This is a genomic window from Nocardia violaceofusca NBRC 14427, from assembly GCF_963869435.1.
Lineage (GTDB): Bacteria > Actinomycetota > Actinomycetes > Mycobacteriales > Mycobacteriaceae > Nocardia > Nocardia aobensis.
Genome location: NZ_CAWMPM010000012.1, coordinates 111,930 through 132,182, shown reverse-complemented (window position 1 = coordinate 132,182; position 20,253 = coordinate 111,930). Strand labels below are relative to the sequence as shown.

General features: G+C 68.3%; 20 protein-coding genes. 14 read left to right on the top strand and 6 right to left on the bottom strand.

Annotated features, from left to right (window positions below):
- The first annotated feature begins 397 nt into the window (after positions 1-397).
- The 11 genes from AC5592_RS10430 to AC5592_RS10380 all read left to right on the top strand — a co-directional run bounded on the left by AC5592_RS10430 (position 398) and on the right by AC5592_RS10380 (position 12,254).
- Positions 398-802, top strand: coding sequence for an Rv1352/Rv1906c domain-containing protein (locus AC5592_RS10430; RefSeq protein WP_036504112.1), 405 nt, complete (start codon positions 398-400; stop codon positions 800-802).
- 158 nt (positions 803-960) lie between these two features.
- Positions 961-2,022 (top strand): galactose-1-phosphate uridylyltransferase, encoded by a 1,062-nt coding sequence (gene galT, locus AC5592_RS10425; RefSeq protein WP_063064186.1) that lies wholly within the window; start codon positions 961-963, stop codon positions 2,020-2,022.
- Positions 2,019-3,125: a galactokinase gene (gene galK, locus AC5592_RS10420; protein WP_084506532.1), complete on the top strand. Its 1,107-nt coding sequence runs from the start codon at positions 2,019-2,021 to the stop codon at positions 3,123-3,125. The genes galT and galK overlap by 4 nt, the downstream gene beginning before the upstream one ends.
- A 416-nt stretch (positions 3,126-3,541) precedes the next feature.
- The gene (locus AC5592_RS10415) at positions 3,542-4,591 is read left to right on the top strand and encodes a 3-oxoacyl-ACP synthase III family protein (RefSeq protein ID WP_063064052.1); all 1,050 of its coding nucleotides are present in this window, start codon (positions 3,542-3,544) and stop codon (positions 4,589-4,591) included.
- 10 nt (positions 4,592-4,601) lie between these two features.
- A complete protein-coding gene (locus AC5592_RS10410; protein ID WP_063064051.1) occupies positions 4,602-5,507 on the top strand; it encodes a beta-ketoacyl-[acyl-carrier-protein] synthase family protein in 906 nt (301 codons plus the stop codon).
- Positions 5,504-7,174, top strand: coding sequence for a fatty acid CoA ligase family protein (locus AC5592_RS10405; protein ID WP_063064050.1), 1,671 nt, complete (start codon positions 5,504-5,506; stop codon positions 7,172-7,174). The genes AC5592_RS10410 and AC5592_RS10405 overlap by 4 nt, the downstream gene beginning before the upstream one ends.
- Positions 7,171-7,464, top strand: a complete 294-nt coding sequence (locus tag AC5592_RS10400) for a hypothetical protein (RefSeq protein WP_051024677.1) — start codon at positions 7,171-7,173, stop codon at positions 7,462-7,464. The genes AC5592_RS10405 and AC5592_RS10400 overlap by 4 nt, the downstream gene beginning before the upstream one ends.
- Positions 7,461-8,501: an NAD-dependent epimerase/dehydratase family protein gene (locus AC5592_RS10395; RefSeq protein WP_063064049.1), complete on the top strand. Its 1,041-nt coding sequence runs from the start codon at positions 7,461-7,463 to the stop codon at positions 8,499-8,501. The genes AC5592_RS10400 and AC5592_RS10395 overlap by 4 nt, the downstream gene beginning before the upstream one ends.
- 20 nt (positions 8,502-8,521) lie before the next feature.
- A complete protein-coding gene (locus AC5592_RS10390) occupies positions 8,522-9,715 on the top strand; it encodes a peptide synthetase (protein ID WP_036502248.1) in 1,194 nt (397 codons plus the stop codon).
- Positions 9,712-11,856, top strand: a complete 2,145-nt coding sequence (locus AC5592_RS10385) for an MMPL family transporter (protein ID WP_063064048.1) — start codon at positions 9,712-9,714, stop codon at positions 11,854-11,856. Before AC5592_RS10390 ends, AC5592_RS10385 begins: the two co-directional genes overlap by 4 nt.
- Entirely contained in the window at positions 11,853-12,254 is a 402-nt protein-coding gene (locus AC5592_RS10380) for a PaaI family thioesterase (protein WP_036505766.1), read from the top strand. Before AC5592_RS10385 ends, AC5592_RS10380 begins: the two co-directional genes overlap by 4 nt.
- Positions 12,255-12,269: 15 nt before the next feature.
- On the opposite strand, the gene AC5592_RS10375 is transcribed toward AC5592_RS10380, so the two are convergent.
- On the bottom strand, positions 12,270-13,199 hold the full coding sequence (locus tag AC5592_RS10375) for a quinone oxidoreductase family protein (protein WP_063064047.1): 930 nt from the start codon (positions 13,197-13,199) through the stop codon (positions 12,270-12,272).
- A 165-nt stretch (positions 13,200-13,364) separates the two neighbouring features.
- Between AC5592_RS10375 and AC5592_RS10370 the strand changes: the two genes are divergently transcribed.
- Positions 13,365-13,988, top strand: coding sequence for a TetR/AcrR family transcriptional regulator (locus tag AC5592_RS10370; protein WP_063064046.1), 624 nt, complete (start codon positions 13,365-13,367; stop codon positions 13,986-13,988).
- Between the two features lie 19 nt (positions 13,989-14,007).
- Here AC5592_RS10370 and AC5592_RS10365 read toward each other — a convergent pair whose 3' ends face one another.
- Positions 14,008-14,871: an LLM class F420-dependent oxidoreductase gene (locus tag AC5592_RS10365; RefSeq protein ID WP_063064045.1), complete on the bottom strand. Its 864-nt coding sequence runs from the start codon at positions 14,869-14,871 to the stop codon at positions 14,008-14,010.
- Between the two features lie 119 nt (positions 14,872-14,990).
- Positions 14,991-15,839, bottom strand: coding sequence for an NAD(P)H-binding protein (locus AC5592_RS10360; RefSeq protein ID WP_036505763.1), 849 nt, complete (start codon positions 15,837-15,839; stop codon positions 14,991-14,993).
- 279 nt (positions 15,840-16,118) lie between these two features.
- Between AC5592_RS10360 and AC5592_RS10355 the strand changes: the two genes are divergently transcribed.
- Entirely contained in the window at positions 16,119-16,709 is a 591-nt protein-coding gene (locus tag AC5592_RS10355) for an HdeD family acid-resistance protein (protein ID WP_036505762.1), read from the top strand.
- A gap of 123 nt (positions 16,710-16,832) precedes the next feature.
- Positions 16,833-17,096: a GlsB/YeaQ/YmgE family stress response membrane protein gene (locus AC5592_RS10350; protein ID WP_036505761.1), complete on the top strand. Its 264-nt coding sequence runs from the start codon at positions 16,833-16,835 to the stop codon at positions 17,094-17,096.
- 57 nt (positions 17,097-17,153) lie between these two features.
- Here the strand turns inward: AC5592_RS10350 and AC5592_RS10345 are convergent, their stop codons facing one another.
- The 3 genes from AC5592_RS10345 to AC5592_RS10335 all read right to left on the bottom strand — a co-directional run bounded on the left by AC5592_RS10345 (position 17,154) and on the right by AC5592_RS10335 (position 20,152).
- Positions 17,154-18,197 carry an MCE family protein gene (locus tag AC5592_RS10345; RefSeq protein WP_036505780.1) on the bottom strand — a complete coding sequence of 348 codons (1,044 nt, stop codon included), beginning with the start codon at positions 18,195-18,197 and terminating at the stop codon, positions 17,154-17,156.
- Positions 18,198-18,381: 184 nt separating this feature from the next.
- Complete coding sequence (locus tag AC5592_RS10340) at positions 18,382-19,584, bottom strand: hypothetical protein (protein WP_036505760.1); 1,203 nt, start codon at positions 19,582-19,584, stop codon at positions 18,382-18,384.
- Between the two features lie 217 nt (positions 19,585-19,801).
- On the bottom strand, positions 19,802-20,152 hold the full coding sequence (locus AC5592_RS10335) for a hypothetical protein (protein ID WP_036505779.1): 351 nt from the start codon (positions 20,150-20,152) through the stop codon (positions 19,802-19,804).
- Positions 20,153-20,253: the final 101 nt, after the last annotated feature.

Genomic DNA, 20,253 nt, shown 5'->3' with positions numbered 1-20,253 from the left:
CGCCGTTCGATTCCGCGTAATCCGCCGATATCCAGGCCCGCGAGCGAAAAAACCGGAATGCTGAATCGGGATGATTCGCCAGAGTAATTTAATTCTGAAATACCGTTGTGTTGCACTCGCTGTCGACGCTGCAGTACGTTCCCATCTCGCACCTCGGCGGTCGAACCGCATGTGGGTGCCGTCCCCGTGGGCGCGAGGGGATCCCGCGGGGACGTTCAGCGACGGCATTTCCGGACCTCCCACACGCCGTTCCCCGGGCGTTGTCGAATCTCCAGATATTTCATCGATCCGGTCCGCGCCTATCGGAATTCTGATAGACCAAGGCCCCGGAAGATGCGGGGATCTTCTCCGGCCGCCCGATAGTCGACGGCCGTCTGCGAGATCGAGGAGGACCGCCGTGCGTGGACGCACGTTTGTGATCGCCGGGACCGTCGCGTCCGCGGTGACGATGCTCGGATCAGGCTCCGCGGCCGCCGATCCGGCGACGACCATCCCCGGGGACGGGACGTACCGGGTCGGGGTCGATATCGCGCCCGGTATCTATCAGTCCGCGGGGCCGGCGGACCCGGCGCACGACTGTTCCTGGGAGCGCCTGTGGAAGATCCCCGAACCCGGTGATCCGCCGGACCCGAACGCCGCCATCGTCGCCAGCGACCGCACCCACATCACTCCGGTGCGGGTGCTGATCAAATCGTCCGATGTCGCGTTCGCCTCGGCCAACTGCGGCGGCTGGGTGATGATGCCGGCGCCACCGCCGACCGGTTCCTACGGGCCGGGCGGGCTGTTCGGCAGCGAGTACTGAGCGCGGCCGATCCGGCGCGGTTCGTCCGATCGGATGCGCCGCGCCGGATCCGGCACCCGCCGGCCACCGCGGCCGCGGTGTTACTGTCCGCTGAGATCCGGTGGATCGAGCGGAGGGATGCGATGGCGCGGCCGAGTCCGGTGGTGAGTCGTCGGTCGCTGGCCGACGGCCGCGAGATCATCTACTTCGACAGCGAGGCGGTGCCGCGCACCGCCACCGACACCCGGGATCTGCCCCGGACCAGCACGCATTCCCAGGCACGTTTCGATCCCCTGCTGGACGAGTGGGTGGTGATCGCCTCGCACCGCCAGAGCCGGACCTTCCTGCCACCGGCGGATCTGTGCCCGCTGTGCCCCTCACGCCCCGGCCATCCCACCGAAATTCCCGAGGCCGACTACCAGGTGGCGGTGTTCGAGAATCGCTTTCCGTCGCTGTCGACCGGCCGCGCCGAACTTCCCGACCATGTCGAAGGGTCGCCGGAGACCTTGCTGCGCAACGGGTTCGGCCGCTGTGAGGTGGTGTGCTTCACCAGCGACCACGACAGTTCGTTCGCCGGGCTCGATCCGGGCCGGGCACGGCTGGTGGTGGACGCGTGGGCCCAGCGCAGCGCCGAGCTCGGGGAGCTCGACGGCGTGGCCCAGGTGTTCTGCTTCGAGAATCACGGCGAGGAGATCGGCGTCACGCTGTCGCATCCGCACGGCCAGATCTACGCCTACCCCTTCCCCGCCCCGCGCACGGCGACGATGGTCGCCAACGCGGCCCGCCATCGAAAGGCGCACGGCAGCAATCTGTTCGGCGATCTGCTGGGCGCCGAGCGGGCCGCCGGCATCCGAGTGGTCGCGGCGAACGAGGAGTGGACCGCCTTCGTACCGCCGTTCGCTCGCTGGCCCTACGAGGTCCAGCTCTATCCGCACCGCCGGGTGGCCGACATCCCCGACCTCGACGATGCTCAGCGCGACGGTTTCGCACATCTGTACCTGGATGTGCAGCAACGCTTCGCGCGCCGATTCGACACCCCCATGCCCTATGTCGCGGCGTGGAACCAGGCCCCGAAATCCGGTGTCCCCGGTGATGATTGGTGGCTGCACCTGCAGCTGTTCTCGATCCGGCGGACGGCGCGCAAATTGAAGTATCTCGCCGGTTCGGAATCGGGGATGAACGTGTTCATCAGTGACACCACCCCCGAGACGGTGGCCGCCGAGTTGCGGGAGGTGCGGTGAGCGCGGCACCCGGGCGCGGGGTATGGGTGGCGCCCGGCCGGGTCAACATCATCGGCGAGCACACCGACTACAACGACGGTTACGCCCTGCCGATCGCGCTGCCCCAGGTCGTGACCTGCACCGCCGAGGTCACCACGGACGGCGCGGTGCGGGTGAGTTCGAAGCAGCACGCCGGGCAGGTTCGCGAATCGCTCGACGGCCTCGCCGAATCCGCGGTCACCGGCTGGGCCCGCTATCCGCTGGGTGTGGTGCACGAATACCGGCGCCGCGGACACGAACTGTCCGGGGTGGTGCTGCAGATCGACGGGGCGGTGCCGGTGGGCGCCGGACTGTCGTCCTCGGCGGCGCTGGAATGCGCTGTCGCACTGGCGATTCGCGATCTGTTCGGGATCGACGCCGACAGTGCGGAGCTGATCGACATCGGTCGGGCCGCGGAGAACTCGTACGTCGGCGCCGCGACCGGGACCCTGGACCAGTCCGCGTCGCTGCTCTGCACGGCGGGGCACGCCCTGTTCCTGGACTTCGCCACCGGCGACTCCGCCCAGGTTCCCTTCGATCTCGCCGCGGCCGGGCTGCAGTTGCTGGTGGCCGACACCGACACCCCGCACCGGCTGGCCGACGGCGGGTACGGCCGCCGCCGGCGCGAATGCGAGCAGGCCGCGCACGCCCTGGGCGTCCATTCGCTGCGGGCCGTCACCGATCCGGCGGAAACCGAGCGCCTGGCGGATCCGGTGCTGCGGCGGCGCGCCCGCCACGTCGTCACCGAGAACGCCCGGGTGCTGACCGTCGTCGGACTGCTGCGCGACGGGTGCGATCCGCGCGCGATCGGGCCGCTGCTGACCAGCGCCCACGCCTCGCTGCGCGACGATTTCGAGGTCTCGACGCCGGAACTGGATGCGGCGGTGGCAGCCGCGCTCGACGCCGGCGCCCACGGTGCGCGCATGGTCGGCGGCGGCTTCGGCGGCAGCATCATCGCCGTGACCGATATCGACCGCACCGAGTCGATCGCGGCCGCCGTCCGGCGGCGATTTCGCGACGACGGTTTCTCACCACCGCGATTCTTCGCCGCCGTGCCCGCCGCCGGAGCCCGCCGGATTTCCTGATCACGCGGCCGTGCCGCAATGGCCTTGGCGCGCACCGAACCTCGTGCTGCCGCGACCGCCGCGCGCGGTCATGGCACGGCTCGGCCGAGCCGGGGCACGGCAGCCCCGGAGCCGGTGAGGTCTCTCACAATCGACGGCCCCGGCCGATGTGAAGTTTCACCAATAATCCGACACTCTGCCAGTTAGCGGGATACTCGATGCGCGGCCCACCTCGGCAAAGTGCCGTCGTAGAGGCGACTCACATCGATAGCTGAATAGTTACTATTTTCTGCGACTTGCTGTCACAAATACATCTTCTGCGCCCGCACCGCGTCGAAGCCTCGAGATGCGGATCAAGAATGCGCTAGTTACTCTCGGGTAGCATCACGTCCCGAACAAATTCCGCAAGCATTCGTCATGTCAATTCAGGAGGCGGCGTGCCGCATTCTCGTTTCGAAGCGATCGGCGCATATCTACCCGAAAAAAGGGTCACCACCGAGGAATTGATATCGCGCCTCGCCGTACCGCCCGCCTTCGATCTCGAAAAGATCACAGGTGTGCGCGAGCGCCGTGTTCACGACACCCGCCCGGAATCCTACGAGGACTCGTTCGTCCTGGCCGGCAAGGCAATGGACGAGTGTTTATCCAGGTCACGGTACTCCGGTTCGGAGATCGAGGTGGTCATCTCCACCTCCATCACCCGTAGTAGGGATGCCGGCAAAATATATATGGAGCCGTCGTTCGCCTCGGCTCTGGCACAACGGATCGGCGCGCAGAACGCGATAACCTTCGACCTTTCCAACGCTTGCGCGGGAATGCTCAGCGGAACCTACATTCTCGATCGTATGATTCGATCCGGAATGGTGCGCAACGGCATCGTGGTGAGCGGCGAAGCCATTACTCCGATCGCCGATACCGCAGTGCGCGAAATTTCCGACAAATACGATCTGCAATTCGCGTCGCTCACCGTGGGAGATTCCGCGGCCGCGGTGGTGCTCGATCGTTCCGTCGACGAGGCCGACCGTATCGACTACATCGAGCTGGTCACCGCCTCGGAGTTCTCCCACCTGTGCCTGGGCATGCCCAGTGACAAATCCCAGGGCGTCGCGCTCTATACCGACAACCGCAAGATGCACAACGAGGCGCGTTTCCTGCTGTGGACCGACACCCAGCGCATGTTCTACGACAAGCGCGGCACCACATTCGCCGAGGAGAACTTCGACTTCGTCATCCACCATCAGTTCGGCGCGGCGGCGATCCCGTACATGAACGCCATCGCCGAACGGGAATTCGGCGCACCGATGCCGCCCGACCTCAATGTGCTGACCGAATACGGGAATACCTCCAGCACTTCGCATTTCATCGTGCTGCACGACCATCTGAGCCGCGGGGAGATCCCGGCCGGCTCGAAACTGCTGATGGTTCCGGCCGCCTCCGGTGTGGTCGGCGGCTTCCTGTCCACCACGATTTCGTCGCTGAAGGTCTGAGGTACTGGTCATGGGCGTTGCCATCACATCCACCGGAATCAGTCGCGAGGGCGACACATTCAGCATCGTCGAGCACAGCGGCCGGGCCGCGCGCCGCAGCCTCGAACGCGCCGGGGTGGCGCCGGAGCAGGTCGGGGTGCTCATCAACGCGGGCATCTTCCGCGACTCCAACACCGTGGAACCGGCGGTGTCGGCGCTGATCCAGAAGGAGGCGGGGATCGGACTGGACTACCGGTTCGGCGATCCGCGCTCGTTCTCCTTCGACCTGATGAACGGCGCCACCGGTGTGCTCAACGCGGTCCAGGTCGCCCAGTCGATTCTCGAGACCGCCGGGTCCGGCCACGTCCTGATCGTCTCCGGGGACACCCATCCGTCACTGGCCCGATCGGCGGCCGACGACGAATTCCCCTACGCCACCGCCGGTGCCGCGCTGCTGCTCGAGCACACCGACGAGCCGGTCGGCTTCGGCCGGGTGCACACCGTCGCGGGTTCGGGCTCTCCCGCGGTGCAGTCGTATGTCGACGTCACCACGATGGGTACGGCCGGGCGCGGACTGATGACGGTGGAACGCGAACCCGGATTCGAGGATCGGCTGCTGGAAATCGCGGCCGAGGCCGGCCGCCGCGCCCTCGACGCCGACGAAATCGATGCCGAAGCAACGGTTCTCATCGCGTCCACACCCACGCCGAAGTTCCCGCAGTTGCTGGCCGAGACCCTCGGTATCGGGGCGGTCCGCACCCCCGACCTGTCAGCCGGCGATCCGCACACCGCCTCGCTGCCGCTGGCCTATCACCGTGCGGTGGAGGAGGATTCGCTCATCGGCTTCGATACCGTGCTGTTCGTCGCGGCGGGCGCGGGACCGTCCGCGGCGGCCGCGGTGTACCGCTTGCCGGTGGCGGCCGGTGCGGCGGCGTGAGCGGTACCTACTGGCGCGCGATCGACCGGTTCCGCGTGGTCGCCGCCGCGGCACCGGACCGCACCGCGGTGTATTTCGCCGACGCCGGGCATACGCCCACACCGCACTATCGGCGGCTGAGCTACGCCGACCTGGACCGCTGGTCCGACGCGATCGGTGAGCGGCTCACCGCCGCGGGCGTGGGCAGCGGAACCCGCACCATCGTGCTGGTGCTGCCCGGGCCGGAGCTGTACGCGATCATGCTGGGCCTGTTGAAGATCGGTGCGGTTCCGGTGGTCATCGATCCGGGCATGGGACTGCGCCGTATGCTGCGGTGCCTGCGGGCGGCCGACGCCGAGGCGTTCATCGGCATTCCGCAGGCGCATGCGGCGCGAGTGCTGTTCCGCCGCTACTTCCGCGGCGTGCGGGTCGCCGTCACGGTCGGGCGGCGCTGGTTCTGGGGCGGAGCGACCTTCGACACCTGGGGGCGCCACCCGTCCGGCACCGCGCAGGACCGCGCTCCGGCGCCCGACGGCGCCCCGCTGATGATCGCCTTCACCACCGGGAGCACCGGACCCGCCAAGGCCGTGGAGATGACCCACGGCAATCTGTCGGCCATGGTCGAGCAGGTCCACGCCGCGCGTGGCCACGTACCGCCGCAGACCTCGCTGATCACGCTGCCGCTGGTCGGCATCCTGGATCTGCTGCTCGGCTCCCAGTGCGTCCTGCCGCCGCTGATCCCCAGCAAGGTGGGTTCGACCGATCCGGCGCACGTGGCCGACGCCATCGGCCGATTCGGAGTGCGCACCATGTTCGCCTCCCCCGCCGTGCTGATCCCGCTGCTGCGCCACCTCGAGCAGACCGGCACCCGGCTACCGACGCTGCGCAGTATCTATTCCGGGGGCGCGCCGGTCCCGGACTGGTGTATCGCCGGCCTGCGCGCGGTGCTCGACGAGGATGTGCTGGTCTACGCCGGATACGGATCCACCGAGGCGCTGCCGATGTCGACGATCGAATCGCGCGAACTACTGGACGGCCTGTCCGAACGCGCCCGCGCCGGTGCGGGCACCTGCATCGGACGCCCCGCCGACCGGGTGCGGGCGCGCGTCGTGGCGATCACCGACGACCCGTTGCCCACCTGGGCGGACGCCCAGGCTCGCGAGGGCGACGTGGTGACCACCGGCGGCATCGGCGAACTGGTGGTGGCCGGGCCGAATGTGAGCACCCGCTACTACTGGCCCGCCGCGGCGAACGCGACAGGCAAGATCGTCGACGGCGAGACCGTCTGGCATCGCACCGGCGACCTGGCGTGGATCGACGATCAGGGACGAATCTGGTTCTGCGGGCGCAAATCCCAGCGGGTACGCACCGCCGACGGGCCGATGTTCACGGTGCAGGTCGAACAGATCTTCAACGCCGTCGCCGGTGTGGCGCGCACGGCGCTGGTCGGGGTGGGCCCGGCCGGAGCGCAGCGCCCCGTGCTGTGTGTGGAACTGCGTCCGGGCGCCGATCGCGACGACGTGACCGCCGCCCTGCGTGCGCGTGGCGCGGAATTCGAGCTCACCACGAAGATTTCGCAGTTCCTGTTCCATCCGAACTTCCCGGTCGATATCCGGCACAACGCCAAGATCGGACGAGAACAGCTCGCGGGATGGGCGGCCCGGCAGATCGCGAAGGCGGCGCGATGACGATGAAAGTGGTTGCGCTGCGGTCTGTTCCGATCGCGGGCTGGTTGTTCCTGCTGGCCGGTCCGGCGGTCCGGGGCTCCGGCCGCCGGTGGCTGCGAACGCTGTGGTGGATCGACGCGGTGCTCAGCATCGGTGTGCACGCCGCCCAGATTCCGGTCGCGTTGCGCGCCGCACGGAGCAGCGGCCGGTCCCGCCTGTACACCGCCGTCATGACGCAGCTGTTCGGCCTCACCTGGTGGCGTACCGAAACAGTGCGCAGCACGGCATCTTTCGAGGAGAACCAACGGTGAAGGCACTCGTCACGGGCGCATCCGGATTTCTCGGCGGCGCACTGGTCCGCCGCCTGGTACGCGAGGGCGGCCACGAGGTGACCGTGCTCGCGCGGCGCACCAGCAACCTCGGCGATCTGCCCGATCTCGACGGGGTGCGGGTCGCCTTCGGCGACCTCACCGACGAAGCGTCGCTCGAACGTGCCTGCGCCGGAGTCGATGTCGTGTTCCACAGTGCCGCCCGCGTCGACGAGCGCGGCACCCGCGCACAGTTTCGCGCCGAAAATCTGCGCGCCACCGAAGTTCTGCTGCGCGCCGCCGGGGCCGCGGGCGCGACGCGATTCGTGTTCATCTCGAGCCCGAGCGCCCTGATGGATCGCGACGGCGGCGATCAGATCGACATCGACGAATCCGTGCCGTATCCGCGCCACTATCTGAACCTCTACTCCGAGACGAAGGCCGCCGCCGAGCGGGCCGTATTGGCCGCCGACACCGAGGGTTTCACCACCTGTGCGCTGCGGCCGCGTGCGATCTGGGGAGCCGGCGACCGCTCCGGGCCGATCGTGCGCCTGCTCGGCCGGACCGCGCAGGGGCGCCTGCCCGATCTGTCGTTCGGCCGCTCGGTCCAGGCATCGCTGTGCCATGTCGACAACATCGTGCACGCCTGCCTGGGCGCCGCCACCTCCGACCGGGTCGGCGGCAAGGCCTATTTCGTCGCCGACGCGGAGAAGACCGACGTGTGGGCCTTTCTCGCCGAGGTGGCGAGCGGGCTCGGCTACCCGGCGCCCAGCCGGCGACCCGATCCGCGGGTGCTGGCGGCCGCCGTCTCGGTGATCGACACCGTCTGGCGCGTACCGGCGATCGCACGGCGCTGGTCGCCACCGCTGTCGCGTTACGTGGTGGCATTGCTGACCCGCACCGCGACCTACGACACGGGCGCGGCGGCACGGGATTTCGGTTACGCGCCGATCATCGACCGTGAACAGGGCCTGGCCCGGTTCCTGTCCTGGCTCGAATCCGAGGGCGGCATCGAGCAACTCACCCGCGAGCTGCGGTAACGCATAGTCAGGAGCCGATCATGAGCACCGTCTTCCGGCGGCGGATCTCGCCCACCGAGCGCATGTACTTCCCCATGCGGGATATGGCGCCGCCGTTTCTGATGCAACTGGCGATTCCGGGAACCGGAACCCTCGACGCGGAGCGGTTGCGCCGCGCGGTCGCGGTCGCGGCTGCCGCCTGCCCGGGCGCGCGGCTGCGGCGCGAGGGCAAGTACTGGGTGGACACCGGTGTGCCGCCCGCCGTGCGAGAGATTCCCGGTCACGTCGTGAACTACGATCGCCTCGAGGCGGATCCGGTCCTCGCGTCAGCGATCGGCCCCACCCAGGAGACCACCTGTGAGGTGCTGCTCCTGACCGGCGACCCGGTCACCGTCATCTTCCGGGTGTTCCACGGCGTCATGGACGGGATGGGCATGGTGCTGTGGGCCCGCAACGTCCTCGCCGCGCTGCGTGGCGAACAGCCGGAGGAGCTTCGCGACCCGGTCGCCGATCGGGAACTGGTGCGGCGCCTCGGCGCACCCGGCCGCCCCACCGCGATGATTCCCCGCTTCCGCTCGGCGGTCGGCCACGGCCGTCAGGAGGTGGGCAGCCCCCGGCATCTGCTGCGGCACCGCAGTATCGCCGCCACCGGTTCCGGTGCGGTGGCGCGGGTGTCGGCGCTGCTGGCCGATGCCGCGGGCAGCACGCAGCGGATCATGGTCCCGGTCGATCTGCGCCGTCACGACCCACAGCTGCGATCGACGGGGAATCTGGCGTTGCCGCTGTTCCTCGATATCCGGCCCGGCCAGGATTGGCGGCAGGTGCGCGAAGGCATGCGCGCGGGCCTGCGGGAACGCACCGAACTCAACCAGTTGGCCGCCAGCGCGATCGCCAACGCGCCGCATGCCGTCGGCCGCACCATTCTGCGCACCACCAATGCGCTCGGCGCTCGCTTCGGGCGCAATCTCGCCTCGGCGACGGTCTCGCACATGGGCCGCTTCGATCTCGGCGCACTGGCGGTGCCCGGCTGGTCGCCTACGGCGGTGCGGGTGCTGCCGCAGCACAGCGTCGCGATGCCGCTGCTGTTCGCGATGGTGGAGGCCGGCGGTCGCACCGAGCTGACGGTCTCCGCGCGCAACGGCCACGGCATCGAGGATCGGCTCGAAGGGCTCCTGGACCGCATCGCGGCAGCTCTGGAAAGCGAACTGCCGCAGCCGGATCCGGTCCTCGCATGACCCGCTGGGCGCGGCTCGTCGGTACCCGCCCGACCCTGGTGCTGCTGGCGGCGATCGGTGCGGCGATCGTGTGCGGACTGTTCGGCGCCGACGTCCAGCAGCGAGTGAGCGCGGCCGGATTCGCCGATCCCGGCAGCGAATCCGCGCTCGTCGACCGGGTGGTCACCGCGCATCTGGGCCGGCAGAACCCGGATGTGATCGCGATCTACACCGCGCCCGACGGACAGGACCTCACCGCACTGGGCCCGCGCGTCCAGCAGGCGGTGGACCACATCGATGCGGCGCTGCTGGCCCAGCCGGTGCAGACCTATTGGAACAACGCCCCACCGCGCCAGGGTTTCCTGCGTTCGGCGGACGGCCGGCAGGGGCTGGCCGTGGTGTTCGCCGCCGGCGACGACAATCAGCGCATAGCGGCCTACCACGACATCGCCGCGGCGCTGACCGTCCCCGGCGTCTCGGTGCGCTTCACCGGCTACAGCGCACTCGCCGACGAGATCGACCGCCAGTCCCGCCACGATCTGATTCTCGCCGAATCAGTCTCGCTACCCATCACATCGGCGATTCTGGTGCTGGTGTTCGGCGGGGTGGTCGCCGCCGGCCTGCCGCTGCTGGTGGGTGTGCTCGCGGTCGTGGGCTCACTGGGCGCGGTCGGAGTGATCGCGCACGTCACCGAGGTGAGCGTGTTCGCCGTCAACGTGGCCTCGCTGCTGGGGCTCGGCCTGGCCATCGACTACGGGCTGTTCGTCGTGACTCGCTTCCGGGAGGAACTCGCCGCGGGCGCCGCGGTCCCCGAGGCGGTGACCCGCACCCTGGCCACCGCCGGTCGCACCGTCGGATTCTCGGCGCTGCTGCTGGCCTGCGCCTTCGCCGGGACGTTCGTCTTCCCGCAGGCCGTGCTGCGATCGCTGGGCTTCGGGGCCATCGCGGCGGTGCTGCTTGCCGCGGGGCTGTCGCTGACCGTTCTGCCGGCCGCGCTCGCGCTGCTCGGTCACCGCGTCGGCGCCTGGAGCTGGCGCCGAGACGCCTTCGACCGCGGACAGCGGCGTGCCGAGCGATGGTGGGGCCGGGTGGTCGACGCCGTGGTGCGCCGGCCCGGAGTCGTGGCCGTCACCGTCGGCGGACTGCTGCTCGTACTCGCCACCCCGGTGCTGGGCGTCCGGCTCGGCGATGTCGACCACACGGCCCTGCCTGCGGGCAATGGCGTGCGCGCCGGCGTCGATGAACTCGCCACCCGTTTCCCGGAGGCCGGCAGCGGCGCGACCGTCCTGCTGCGCGGTGACGGCGCCCCACCCGACTCCCGGCCCACCGCCGCCGCGATCCGCGCGCTCGGCTCGATCCCGGGTGTGCACGACGTGCAGCGACTCGCCACGGTGGACGACGCGATCGTGCTGCACGCCGCGCTGAACGACCCCGACCGCTCCCCCGCCGCCACCGAAACCGTCACGCGCATAAGGGAACTCGACCCACCCGACGGTGTCGACATCCAGGTGGGCGGCGACACCGCGGCCACCGTGGACAGCGTCGCGGCCATCACCTCCCGGATGCCGCTGATGATCGCGGTGATGGTGCTCGCCACGCTGATCCTGCTCGGCGCGGCGTTCCGCTCGGCGGTGCTGCCGGTCAAGGCGGTACTGCTGGCCTTCCTCAGCCTGGCGGCGACCTTCGGCGTCCTGACCTGGATCTTCTGCCGGGGCCATCTGGCCGATCTGCTGCACGTGAGCGTGGGACCGCTCTCGGCGGGAATGATGGTGCTGATCATCGCCGTCGTCTTCGGGCTCTCCACCGACTACGAGGTCTTCCTGCTCTCACGCATGGTCGAGGCGCGCCACGCCGGTTGCGACACCGTGTCCGCGGTCCGCACCGGCACGGTTCGCACCGCACGCGTGATCACCGCCGCCGCAACGCTTCTGGTGTTCATCACGGGTGCCTTCACACTCTCCCCGCTGACCCCGATGCGGTTCCTCGGTCTCGGCATGATCCTGGCGCTGATCATCGACGCCACGCTGGTTCGGATGCTGCTGGTGCCGGCGCTGGTGCGATTGATGGGCCCGCTGAACTGGTGGCCGATGCGGTCCGCCCGCGATCGTTACCCCGAAGGTAATGGACCTCGCGCACGCGTACGGGCAAGCTCGACATCATGATCGATACCGAAGGAACCCGGCTGTTCCACAGCACCATGCCGTTCACCGAGAAGCTCGGCGTCGAGGTGCTCGAGCACGGGCCGAAGCTGGTGCGCAGCCGGCTCGCGTGGGACGAGAGCCTGTGCACGCTGGGCGGCGCCCTGCACGGTGGGGTGCTGATGTCGCTGGCCGACGCCACCGGCGCGGTGTGCGCGTACCTGAATCTGCCGGAGGGCAAACAGGGCACCACGACCGTGGAGTCGAAGACGAACTTCCTGCGGGCGGTACGGTCCGGGTACGCGGTGGCCTCCTCGACGCCGCTGCACGCGGGGCGCAGTTTCATCGTGGTGGAGACCGAAATCCACGACGACGCCGGCAAACTCGTCGGCAAGGTCACCCAGACCCAAGCGGTGTTGTGAGCGCGAGCGCGCTCATCACACGCCGGGCCCGGCGCTGATCGCCATCCGCCCCACGGTGCGGCGGGTGGCGATCAGATCGACGACGGCATCCAGTTCGGTCCAGTCACGCACCTGCACGTGCGGCCGTAACACATTCTGCTCCAACAGCTTCCACAACTCCGCCCGATACCGCTCGATCAGTTGGGGTTCGGTCCGAGACAGCAGTCCCATCGAGAAACCGGTGACCGTTTTGAGTTCACCCAGCAGCGTGGAAGTGTCGACCGCGCCGCCGCCCGCACTGAAGGCGACCAGCGTGCCGTGTGCTCCCAGGCTGTCCACCCCGCGCTGCACCATTTCGCCGCCGACACCGTCGAGCACGATGTCGAAGGTCTCGGACCACGGACGGTCGTAGTTCAGCGCGGCATCGGCGCCGCACTCCCGCACGAAATCGAACTTGCCGGCCGATCCGACCGCGCCGACCACCCGGGTCGCTCCGGCCGCCCGGGCGAGCTGCAGCGCCAGATGTCCGGCCCCGGAGGCAGCGGCGGTGATCAGAACCGAGCTGCCCGCAACGGATTTCGCGGCCCGCACCACGCCCATCGCGACCAGGCCGCCACGCACCACGGCCAGGGCGTCGGCCGCCGGCACACCGGCCGGGATCTCGGTGACCATCGCCGGTGTGGCACAGACGTATTCGGCATACAACGAGGCGAACACCACACCGCCCACCCGGGTGCCGATCCACGTTTCCTCGAGGCCGGAGCCCACCGCGACCACCGTTCCGACCATCTCCCCACCGGGATTCGCCGCGGCGTCGGCCCGCAGCATCCGTACCAGTCCGACACTCACACCGGTCAACTCGGTGCGGACCAGCAATTGCCCAGGGCCGGGCGCGGGACGCTCGATCGCCACGATCCGGGCCTCGGCGATGCGATCCGCGGCGGGAGTGAACTGAATTGCGCGCACTGACAGCGCCTTTCGACCTGGGCGGCATGCGGCCGCGAACTGATACTCGGAGATGACTCGGCAGCTGTTACGGCAGCCTCATCGAATTCTTACTACCGACGTAAGATTAGGCAGCGGTCTCAACATACGTCAAGGCGAATTTTACGTCGGTGGTAACCTTCTTTCATGACCAGCGCACCCCCGGGACTGCGGGAGACCAAGAAGCAGCGGACCCGCCAGGAGATCTCCGACACCGCGACCAGGCTGTTCATCGAGCGCGGATTCGAGGCGACCACGATCGCCGAGATCGCCGAGGCCGCACGAGTGGCGAAGAAGACCGTCACCAACTACTTCCCCCGCAAGGAGGATCTGGCGCTGGACCATCACGAGCAGTTCGTCGGAGCTCTCGCCGCAGCGGTGACCGCCCGCGCCGCGAACGAATCGGCCCTCGACGCGCTACGGCGCCGGTTCCGTACCGCGGCACAGGATCACGCCGCCAACCTCGGCTTCTCGGGGCCGGAATTCAGCCGCATGCTCGCCGACAGCCCCACGCTCACCGCGCGGGTGCGCGAACTCCACGAGCTGCGCGAACAGGCCCTGGCCGAGGTACTGCCCGGTGACGATCTGCTGCGCCGCGCGGCCGCCGCCCAGTTCACGGCGGCCTGCCGCCTGCTGTTCCAGCGGATTCAGCAGCTACAACTGTCGGGCGCGTCGCGCCACCACGTCGCGGCCACCGTCACCGCCGAGGCCGAGCGGATCTTCGATCTGCTGGAACCGGCCTTCGGCGAGTACGGCCGCGCATCCGGGTGAACCCATCAGAGTGAACAAATCAGAGTGAACGCAGCCGCGGCACCAACTCCGCCGCACGTTCGGCGTATTCGACCGGATCCCGGTCGGGCATGATGTCGAATTGCGTAATCCCCAGTGCCGCATAGCGTTCGGCGTCGGCGACGAAGGCATCGGGATCGTTGACGACCGGGCCGATATAGGTGGCGGTCTTGCGGATCGCGTCGTAATCGCGTCCCTCCGCCGCGCAGTGCGCGCGCAGCACGTCGAGTTTGTGCGCGACATCCTCGGGCGAGGAAGCGAACAGATTGCACGCGTCGGCGTAGCGGGCGACCAGCAGCAGAGTCTTCTTCTCTCCGCCACCACCGATCAGGATCGGCGGCCGCGGACGGCTCAACGGTGCCGGTACACACAGTGTTTCGTCCAACCGGTAGTGCGTCCCCTGGTACGGGCCGTTGTCGTCGCTCCACATCTGCAGGCAGATCTGCAGGGTCTCCTCGAGTCGTTCGAAACGCTCCCCCATCGGCACCAGCGACACACCCAGCCCGCGCTGCTCCCGCTCGTACCAGGAGGCGCCGATACCGAGCTGCGCCCGCCCGCCCGACAGCACATCCAGGGTGGTGACGATCTTGGCGAGCAGACCGGGATACCGGTACATCACCCCGGTCACCAGTACCGCCAGGCGCATCCGCTCGGTCAGCGCGGCGACGTACCCCAGGGTCGTATAGGCCTCGAGCATCGGCTCCTCGGCCACCCCGGTGTGTTCCATCTGGAAGTAGTGATCCATCACCGTGAATTCGGTGAAACCGCCTTCCTCGGCGATCCGCGCGGTCTCCGCGATGGCACCGGCGGTGCGCGCCGGATCGGCGGGAGTCGAGAAGTTCCAGTAGTGCAGACTCAGTTCCATGACGCCTCGATTCTGCGCAGCGGTGGACAGGTGTCGATACCCGCACCCAGCCTATCCATCGCCGCCGCGCCGACCGCCGACGACCGGTGCGGCCGGCGTGAATCCATTGCGGCCGTGGCCTATTCGAAATCGGCGCGATGGTCGCGGGCCCATTCCCGGAAGGTGCGGGCGGGGCGGCCGGTGATCCGCTCCACGTCCGGATGGATCACCGAGGTGAACGAATCCAGCGCGGTGGCCCGCAGCGCCATGATCGCATCGGCCATGACCTCGTCGACCCCGGCGCCGAGCAGGGCGGCATGCGCCTGCGCCGGTTCGGTGGACACATAGCGCAGCGGCCGCCCCAGAACCTCCGACAGAATCCCGGTCTGCTCCGCCGGCGTCAACGCCTGCGGCCCGCTCAGCGTATGGATACGGCCGTCGTGCCCCGCCTCGACCAGTGCGGCGACGGCGACCGCGGCGATATCCGCCGGATCGATCACCGCGATACGCCCGTGCCCGTAGGGCGCGTAGACCGTATCGTGCTCGCGGACCGTCGGTGCCCAGTGCAGAGCGTTCGACATGAAGCCCAAGGGGCGCAGGATCGTCCACGCGAGCCCGCTGCCGACAACCGCACGCTCACCGGCGCGATGCCAGGCCGGGATCGGATCGGTCGCCTCGGAATCGCCGGCGCGCCCCGAGGACAGCTTCACGACGCGCTCGGCCCCCGCCCGCGCGGCCGCGGTCACGATATTGCGGTCGTGTTCGGCGAGCTCGGGCCCGGACGACAGTAGAAATACCCGCGATACCCCGCGCAGGGCGCGCGACAACATGTCCGGCCGCCCGGGATCGCCGCCGATGACCTCCACCCCCGGTGGCAGTGCGGCGGCATCGGGGCGACGCGTCAGGGCGCGCACCGGTTCACCCGCGGCGAGCAGGTGATCGATCACGGCACGTCCGACGGTTCCGGTGGATCCGGTCACGAGAATCATGAGCACTCCATCTCCCGGTAAGGGGTCTCGACCGCGGGACTGCGGCCCGCGCTCGATCAGGGTCCGATCCGGGAGGCATATCCGGCCATCCAGCGCAGCGGCCGATGCGAAAACCGCCGCCTGGGCAGGGCGCCGCGCCGATTTCGTGCATCGAGGGGCATTCCGGCACGAATTCTCGCCATCGCCGGTGCCGCGCCCGCGGCGCTCGCTCGCACAACGTAACTCGTTCGATACTGGTTAATTGCCCGCTATCGAGCCCACTGGACTTATCCTGCCCACATGACAACCAGCAAAGAGGGAGTTTACGTGGGGCCATTGCACCAATTGGCCCGTGGCGCATGGCAATCATTGCTGGTCATCGGCCTGCTGTCGGTGATCGTCGGGATTATCGTGCTCGTCTGGCCCGGTCCGACGCTCGCCGTGGCCGGCATTCTGTTCGGCGTCTACCTGCTGATCTCCGGAATCCTGCAGTTGATCGCCGCCTTCGGCCCGCACGTCAGCACCGGCTACCGGGTGCTGACCCTCATCAGCGGCATCCTGTCGTTCATCCTCGCCTTCTTCGCCTTCCGCAGCATCGGCAACTCCCTGGTGCTGCTGGGCCTGTGGATCGGCATCAGCTGGCTGTTCCGCGGCATCGCCGCCATGGTCGCGGGAGCCGAGACGCCGCAAGGGGTTCCGGGTCGCGGCTGGTCGATCTTCTTCGGCATCCTGCTGTTGATCGGCGGTATCGCACTGGTGGTCTGGCCCATCCACTCGATCACCGTGCTGGCACTGGTCGTCGGCTGGTGGCTGATCTTCATGGGCGTGATGGAGATGATCTACGCCATCGAGGTCCGCAGCGTGGCCAAGAAGACTCCCGTCGACCTGTAATCGGCCGGCACACCCCTTCGCCCCGGGCGCGAATTCGCCTGGGGCGACGTCGTGCGCCTGCGAACCGGGCCTTTCCCCTGCTACCGTCGGGTCCCCTACAGGTTGCCCGCAAGGAGATTCACCATGGGTATCATCACGATGATCATCATCGGCCTCATCGCCGGTGCGATCGCTCGCCTCCTGGTTCCCGGTAAGGAGAACTTCGGCTGGATTCTGACCATCGTGCTGGGCATCGTCGGCGGTTACGTCGGCGGGACCCTGGGCAGTCTGGTCTTCGCGCCGCACAAGTTCAGCGTCCACCCGCCCGTCCAGCACACTTTCCTCGGCGCGATCGTCGGTGCCGTGATCATTCTGGTCATCTACAAGGCGATCCGCAGTCGCGCCTGAGCGCACGAACAACGGGCCCGGCTCCTGCTTCGGAGCCGGGCCCGTTGCCGTCCTGGGTCAGGGGCGGCAGACCGCCGACTGGTTGTGTCCGCCGATCTGCGAGAACAATCCACGCGGAAACAGGATGCCGTACAGCGAGATGTCGAGAGAGCACAGATACGCGGTGGCGTAGGTCCCGTCCCCGGAGAACTTGCCGACATCGGACAGGATTCCGGGCAGATCGATCGCGGCCTGATCCAATTTCGCGCCGTTGTTTATCAGCAGCGTCAGCGCGTCCCGGGTGGAGTTCTGCGCGGGGACCAGCTTCGGCTGCACCTGCGAGACCATCGCCACCAAACTATCGGTGGCACCGGCGATCTGCTCCGTCGAGGCCAGCAGCGACTGCCCCTGTTCGTAGAGGCCGCTGACCAGCGCGCGGGTCTGGGTGATCAGGGTTTCCAGTTCGTCGCTGCGCCGGGCCAGGCCCGACATCACTCCGGACAGGTTCGTGATGATGTCTTTCAGAATCGCGTCGCGCCGCTCGAAGTCGGTGGCCAGTGCGGCGGCCTGGGTGATGAAGGTGGACAACGACACCCCGTCGCCCTGCAGCGCCTGGATCAACGTCGTCGACAGGTCGTTCACCTGCTCCGGGAGCAGATTCTCGAACAGCGGCTGAAAACCGTTGAGGAAGGCCGAGATATCGAAGGAGGGTTCGGTGCGTTCCAGCGGGATCCGCCCACCGGCCGCGAGAAGGCGCGAATCCGGCGCGGTACCGGGCGCCAGCGCGAGATACCGCTGACCGATCAGGTTCTGATAGCGGACCAGCGCCTTGGTGTCGCTGTAGAGGTGCTGATCGCGCTGCACCTCGAAGGTCACCTTCGCCAGATGCTTGTTGGTCTGGGGGTTGACGTCGAAGCCGATCGCGGTGACCTTGCCGACCCGCACCCCGGCGATGCGCACGTCGTCGTTGGGCCGCAGCCCGAGCACATCGCTGAAGATCGCCGAATAACGGTCGGTCGGGCCGTTCACCGTGCGCGCCAGCGTATTCCAGATCACCACCGTGACCAGAACCGAGACGATGGCGAATGCGCCGAATCCGAGCGCCTGCTTGCGGATGCTCACCACGCCTCCTCGAACTTCCCCACGAAACCCGAAAACGCCGGCAATGATTGCGCTGACCGCAGGCACTGTAGCCGGAGGCGGCCGGTTGTGATCTATGCCACGCCGGTCGGGAACGACAACAGCCCGGCGCTGGTCGCGCCGGGCTGTTGTGCAGACGGTACGAGGGGACGTACCGGGGTATGGATCAGTCGATGATCGAGCCGTTGGAGGCCGCGCGCTGCTTCGCGGCGCGGGCCGCCTTCCGCTCGGCACGGATCTGTTCGAGTTCCTGCTCGAGGCTGTCCGCGATGCGGAACTGGCCGGTGTCGTAGGCGCTCAGCGGATCCGAGTCGTCGTCGGCGGCATCGGATTTCGGTGGCTTGCTGGCCTTGCCGTCGGCGACCGAATCCGCCGCATCGGTATCGGACCGGCGAGTCGAGGACTTCTTCGGCGTCCAGATGTCCGGCTCGACGATCGGATCGACCGTCTCCACCGTGCGCGCGGATTCGGTGGCCGGCGCCTCGGTGGTGGTGTCGCCGGCGCCGGGCAGCGCGGCCATCGGGGCCGGGCGGGTGTCGGGCGCGGACTGCCGGATGAAGCTGACGAAGGTCGGCATGCTGCGGCGGATCTGTTCGGCCGGGTCGGGCAGATCGCGGATCTGATCGGTGGCCTGGGTGATGGCCTGGCCGTAGCGCTGACTGGCCGCGTCGTGCACCAGCAGCGCCACACCGATCATCACCGGCGCCACCGCGTGCACGCCGACGTTGTACCAGTCGCCACTGCGCAGGTACGGGTAGGTGTTGAGGCCGACGGTCAGCGCCAGCAGGGCCAGTTCGGCGAGCGCGACCTGACGGCGGCTCTCCAGGATGCCCCATTCGGCGACCTTGTTGGTGCCGATCATGATGATGACCAGGCAGACGCTGATCATGCCTTCGAGCAGGTAGCTGAACCAGTACAGCGGATCGGTGGGGCCACCGGGGGCGATGTTGTGCTGCACGTTGACGGCCGACCACAGCATGCCGGCGATGACCACACCCGCGAGAGCACGCATCGACCAGGCGCGATGCCGATACAGCGACGCCACCTTGGCGTGCGGGCTGGATTCTCGTCTCTGCGCCGCAATTGCCTTGCGGGCCATCAACAGATCTCGCATATCGGCCTTCGCGATCGCTTCGGAGGTCTGCCTGGCGCGGTCGGACGTCGATGCCGCCGCCTGTACATTTTTCCAGCGCTGTTCGCGTTCCTGCTCGCGGATCTTCTCCGCGAGTTCACGTTCGGCCTGCAGCTCGTTCTCGGAGAGGGCCTCGGTCAGCGCCGGATCGAACTGGTACGCAAGCCGCCCGCGGGCCTTCTCGACCCGTCGCGCGAGCTGCCTGACCTCATCTTCTCCGGGGTGTTCGACGGTCAACTAGACCACCGCCCGGTGAGATACGGTGGCCGGCAAGTGTTCACGAAGTGGGAACGGCACATGCCATTCATAGTCGATGAACCGCCATCTGCGAAACTGCGGATTAGCCCCAATGCCAGACTTATTCGGCGTGTCGCGCGCGGCACGCCGATTGGGCGTGTCGCAATGGGCTGTGAGGCAGCGGGTTTCACCCCGTTCGGGGTGCGCGGGCGGGGGCTCAGGCGGCAGCGGCGCGCGCCAGCATCCGGCGCACCTCGTCCGGCTCCTCCACGTCGACGACGATCCGGCTGAATTCGGTGCCGGTCAGTTCGATCCGCACCCCACGGCCGTCGAAACGGGTATCCCAGAACTCCTTGCGGCCTTTGCCGCGGAAGACACCGGCCGCGATCACGCCCGGGAAGAAGGTGCCGGGCGCGCGCATCCACGGCGGCCGCAGATCGACCTCGGCGGGCGCGACGGCCACGATATGGGACAGATCGAAGCGCACCCGCTCGCACAGCGAGAGCAAACGATGGGTGCCACGGACATGGACGGTCACCGTCGTACCCGTGATCTCGATATCGACCATCGCACACCTCATCTCGCCGAGTGGGTCCTCGGGTTCCATGGTGCCGATCGGTCCTGATCGGAATCTGTGCCGATCCTTTGAAATCTCTCAGATTTACGAAC

Excerpts from the sequence above, each read along its gene's own strand:
- AC5592_RS10355 (WP_036505762.1), top strand. The coding sequence starts at position 16,119 with ATGACAACCAGCAAAGAGGGAGTTTACGTGGGGCCATTGCACCAATTG.
- AC5592_RS10410 (WP_063064051.1), top strand. The coding sequence starts at position 4,602 with ATGGGCGTTGCCATCACATCCACCGGAATCAGTCGCGAGGGCGACACA.
- AC5592_RS10400 (WP_051024677.1), top strand. The coding sequence starts at position 7,171 with ATGACGATGAAAGTGGTTGCGCTGCGGTCTGTTCCGATCGCGGGCTGG.
- AC5592_RS10350 (WP_036505761.1), top strand. The coding sequence starts at position 16,833 with ATGGGTATCATCACGATGATCATCATCGGCCTCATCGCCGGTGCGATC.
- AC5592_RS10370 (WP_063064046.1), top strand. The coding sequence starts at position 13,365 with ATGACCAGCGCACCCCCGGGACTGCGGGAGACCAAGAAGCAGCGGACC.
- AC5592_RS10380 (WP_036505766.1), top strand. The coding sequence starts at position 11,853 with ATGATCGATACCGAAGGAACCCGGCTGTTCCACAGCACCATGCCGTTC.
- AC5592_RS10360 (WP_036505763.1), bottom strand. The coding sequence starts at position 15,839 with ATGATTCTCGTGACCGGATCCACCGGAACCGTCGGACGTGCCGTGATC.
- AC5592_RS10390 (WP_036502248.1), top strand. The coding sequence starts at position 8,522 with ATGAGCACCGTCTTCCGGCGGCGGATCTCGCCCACCGAGCGCATGTAC.
- AC5592_RS10335 (WP_036505779.1), bottom strand. The coding sequence starts at position 20,152 with ATGGTCGATATCGAGATCACGGGTACGACGGTGACCGTCCATGTCCGT.
- AC5592_RS10385 (WP_063064048.1), top strand. The coding sequence starts at position 9,712 with ATGACCCGCTGGGCGCGGCTCGTCGGTACCCGCCCGACCCTGGTGCTG.
- AC5592_RS10365 (WP_063064045.1), bottom strand. The coding sequence starts at position 14,871 with ATGGAACTGAGTCTGCACTACTGGAACTTCTCGACTCCCGCCGATCCG.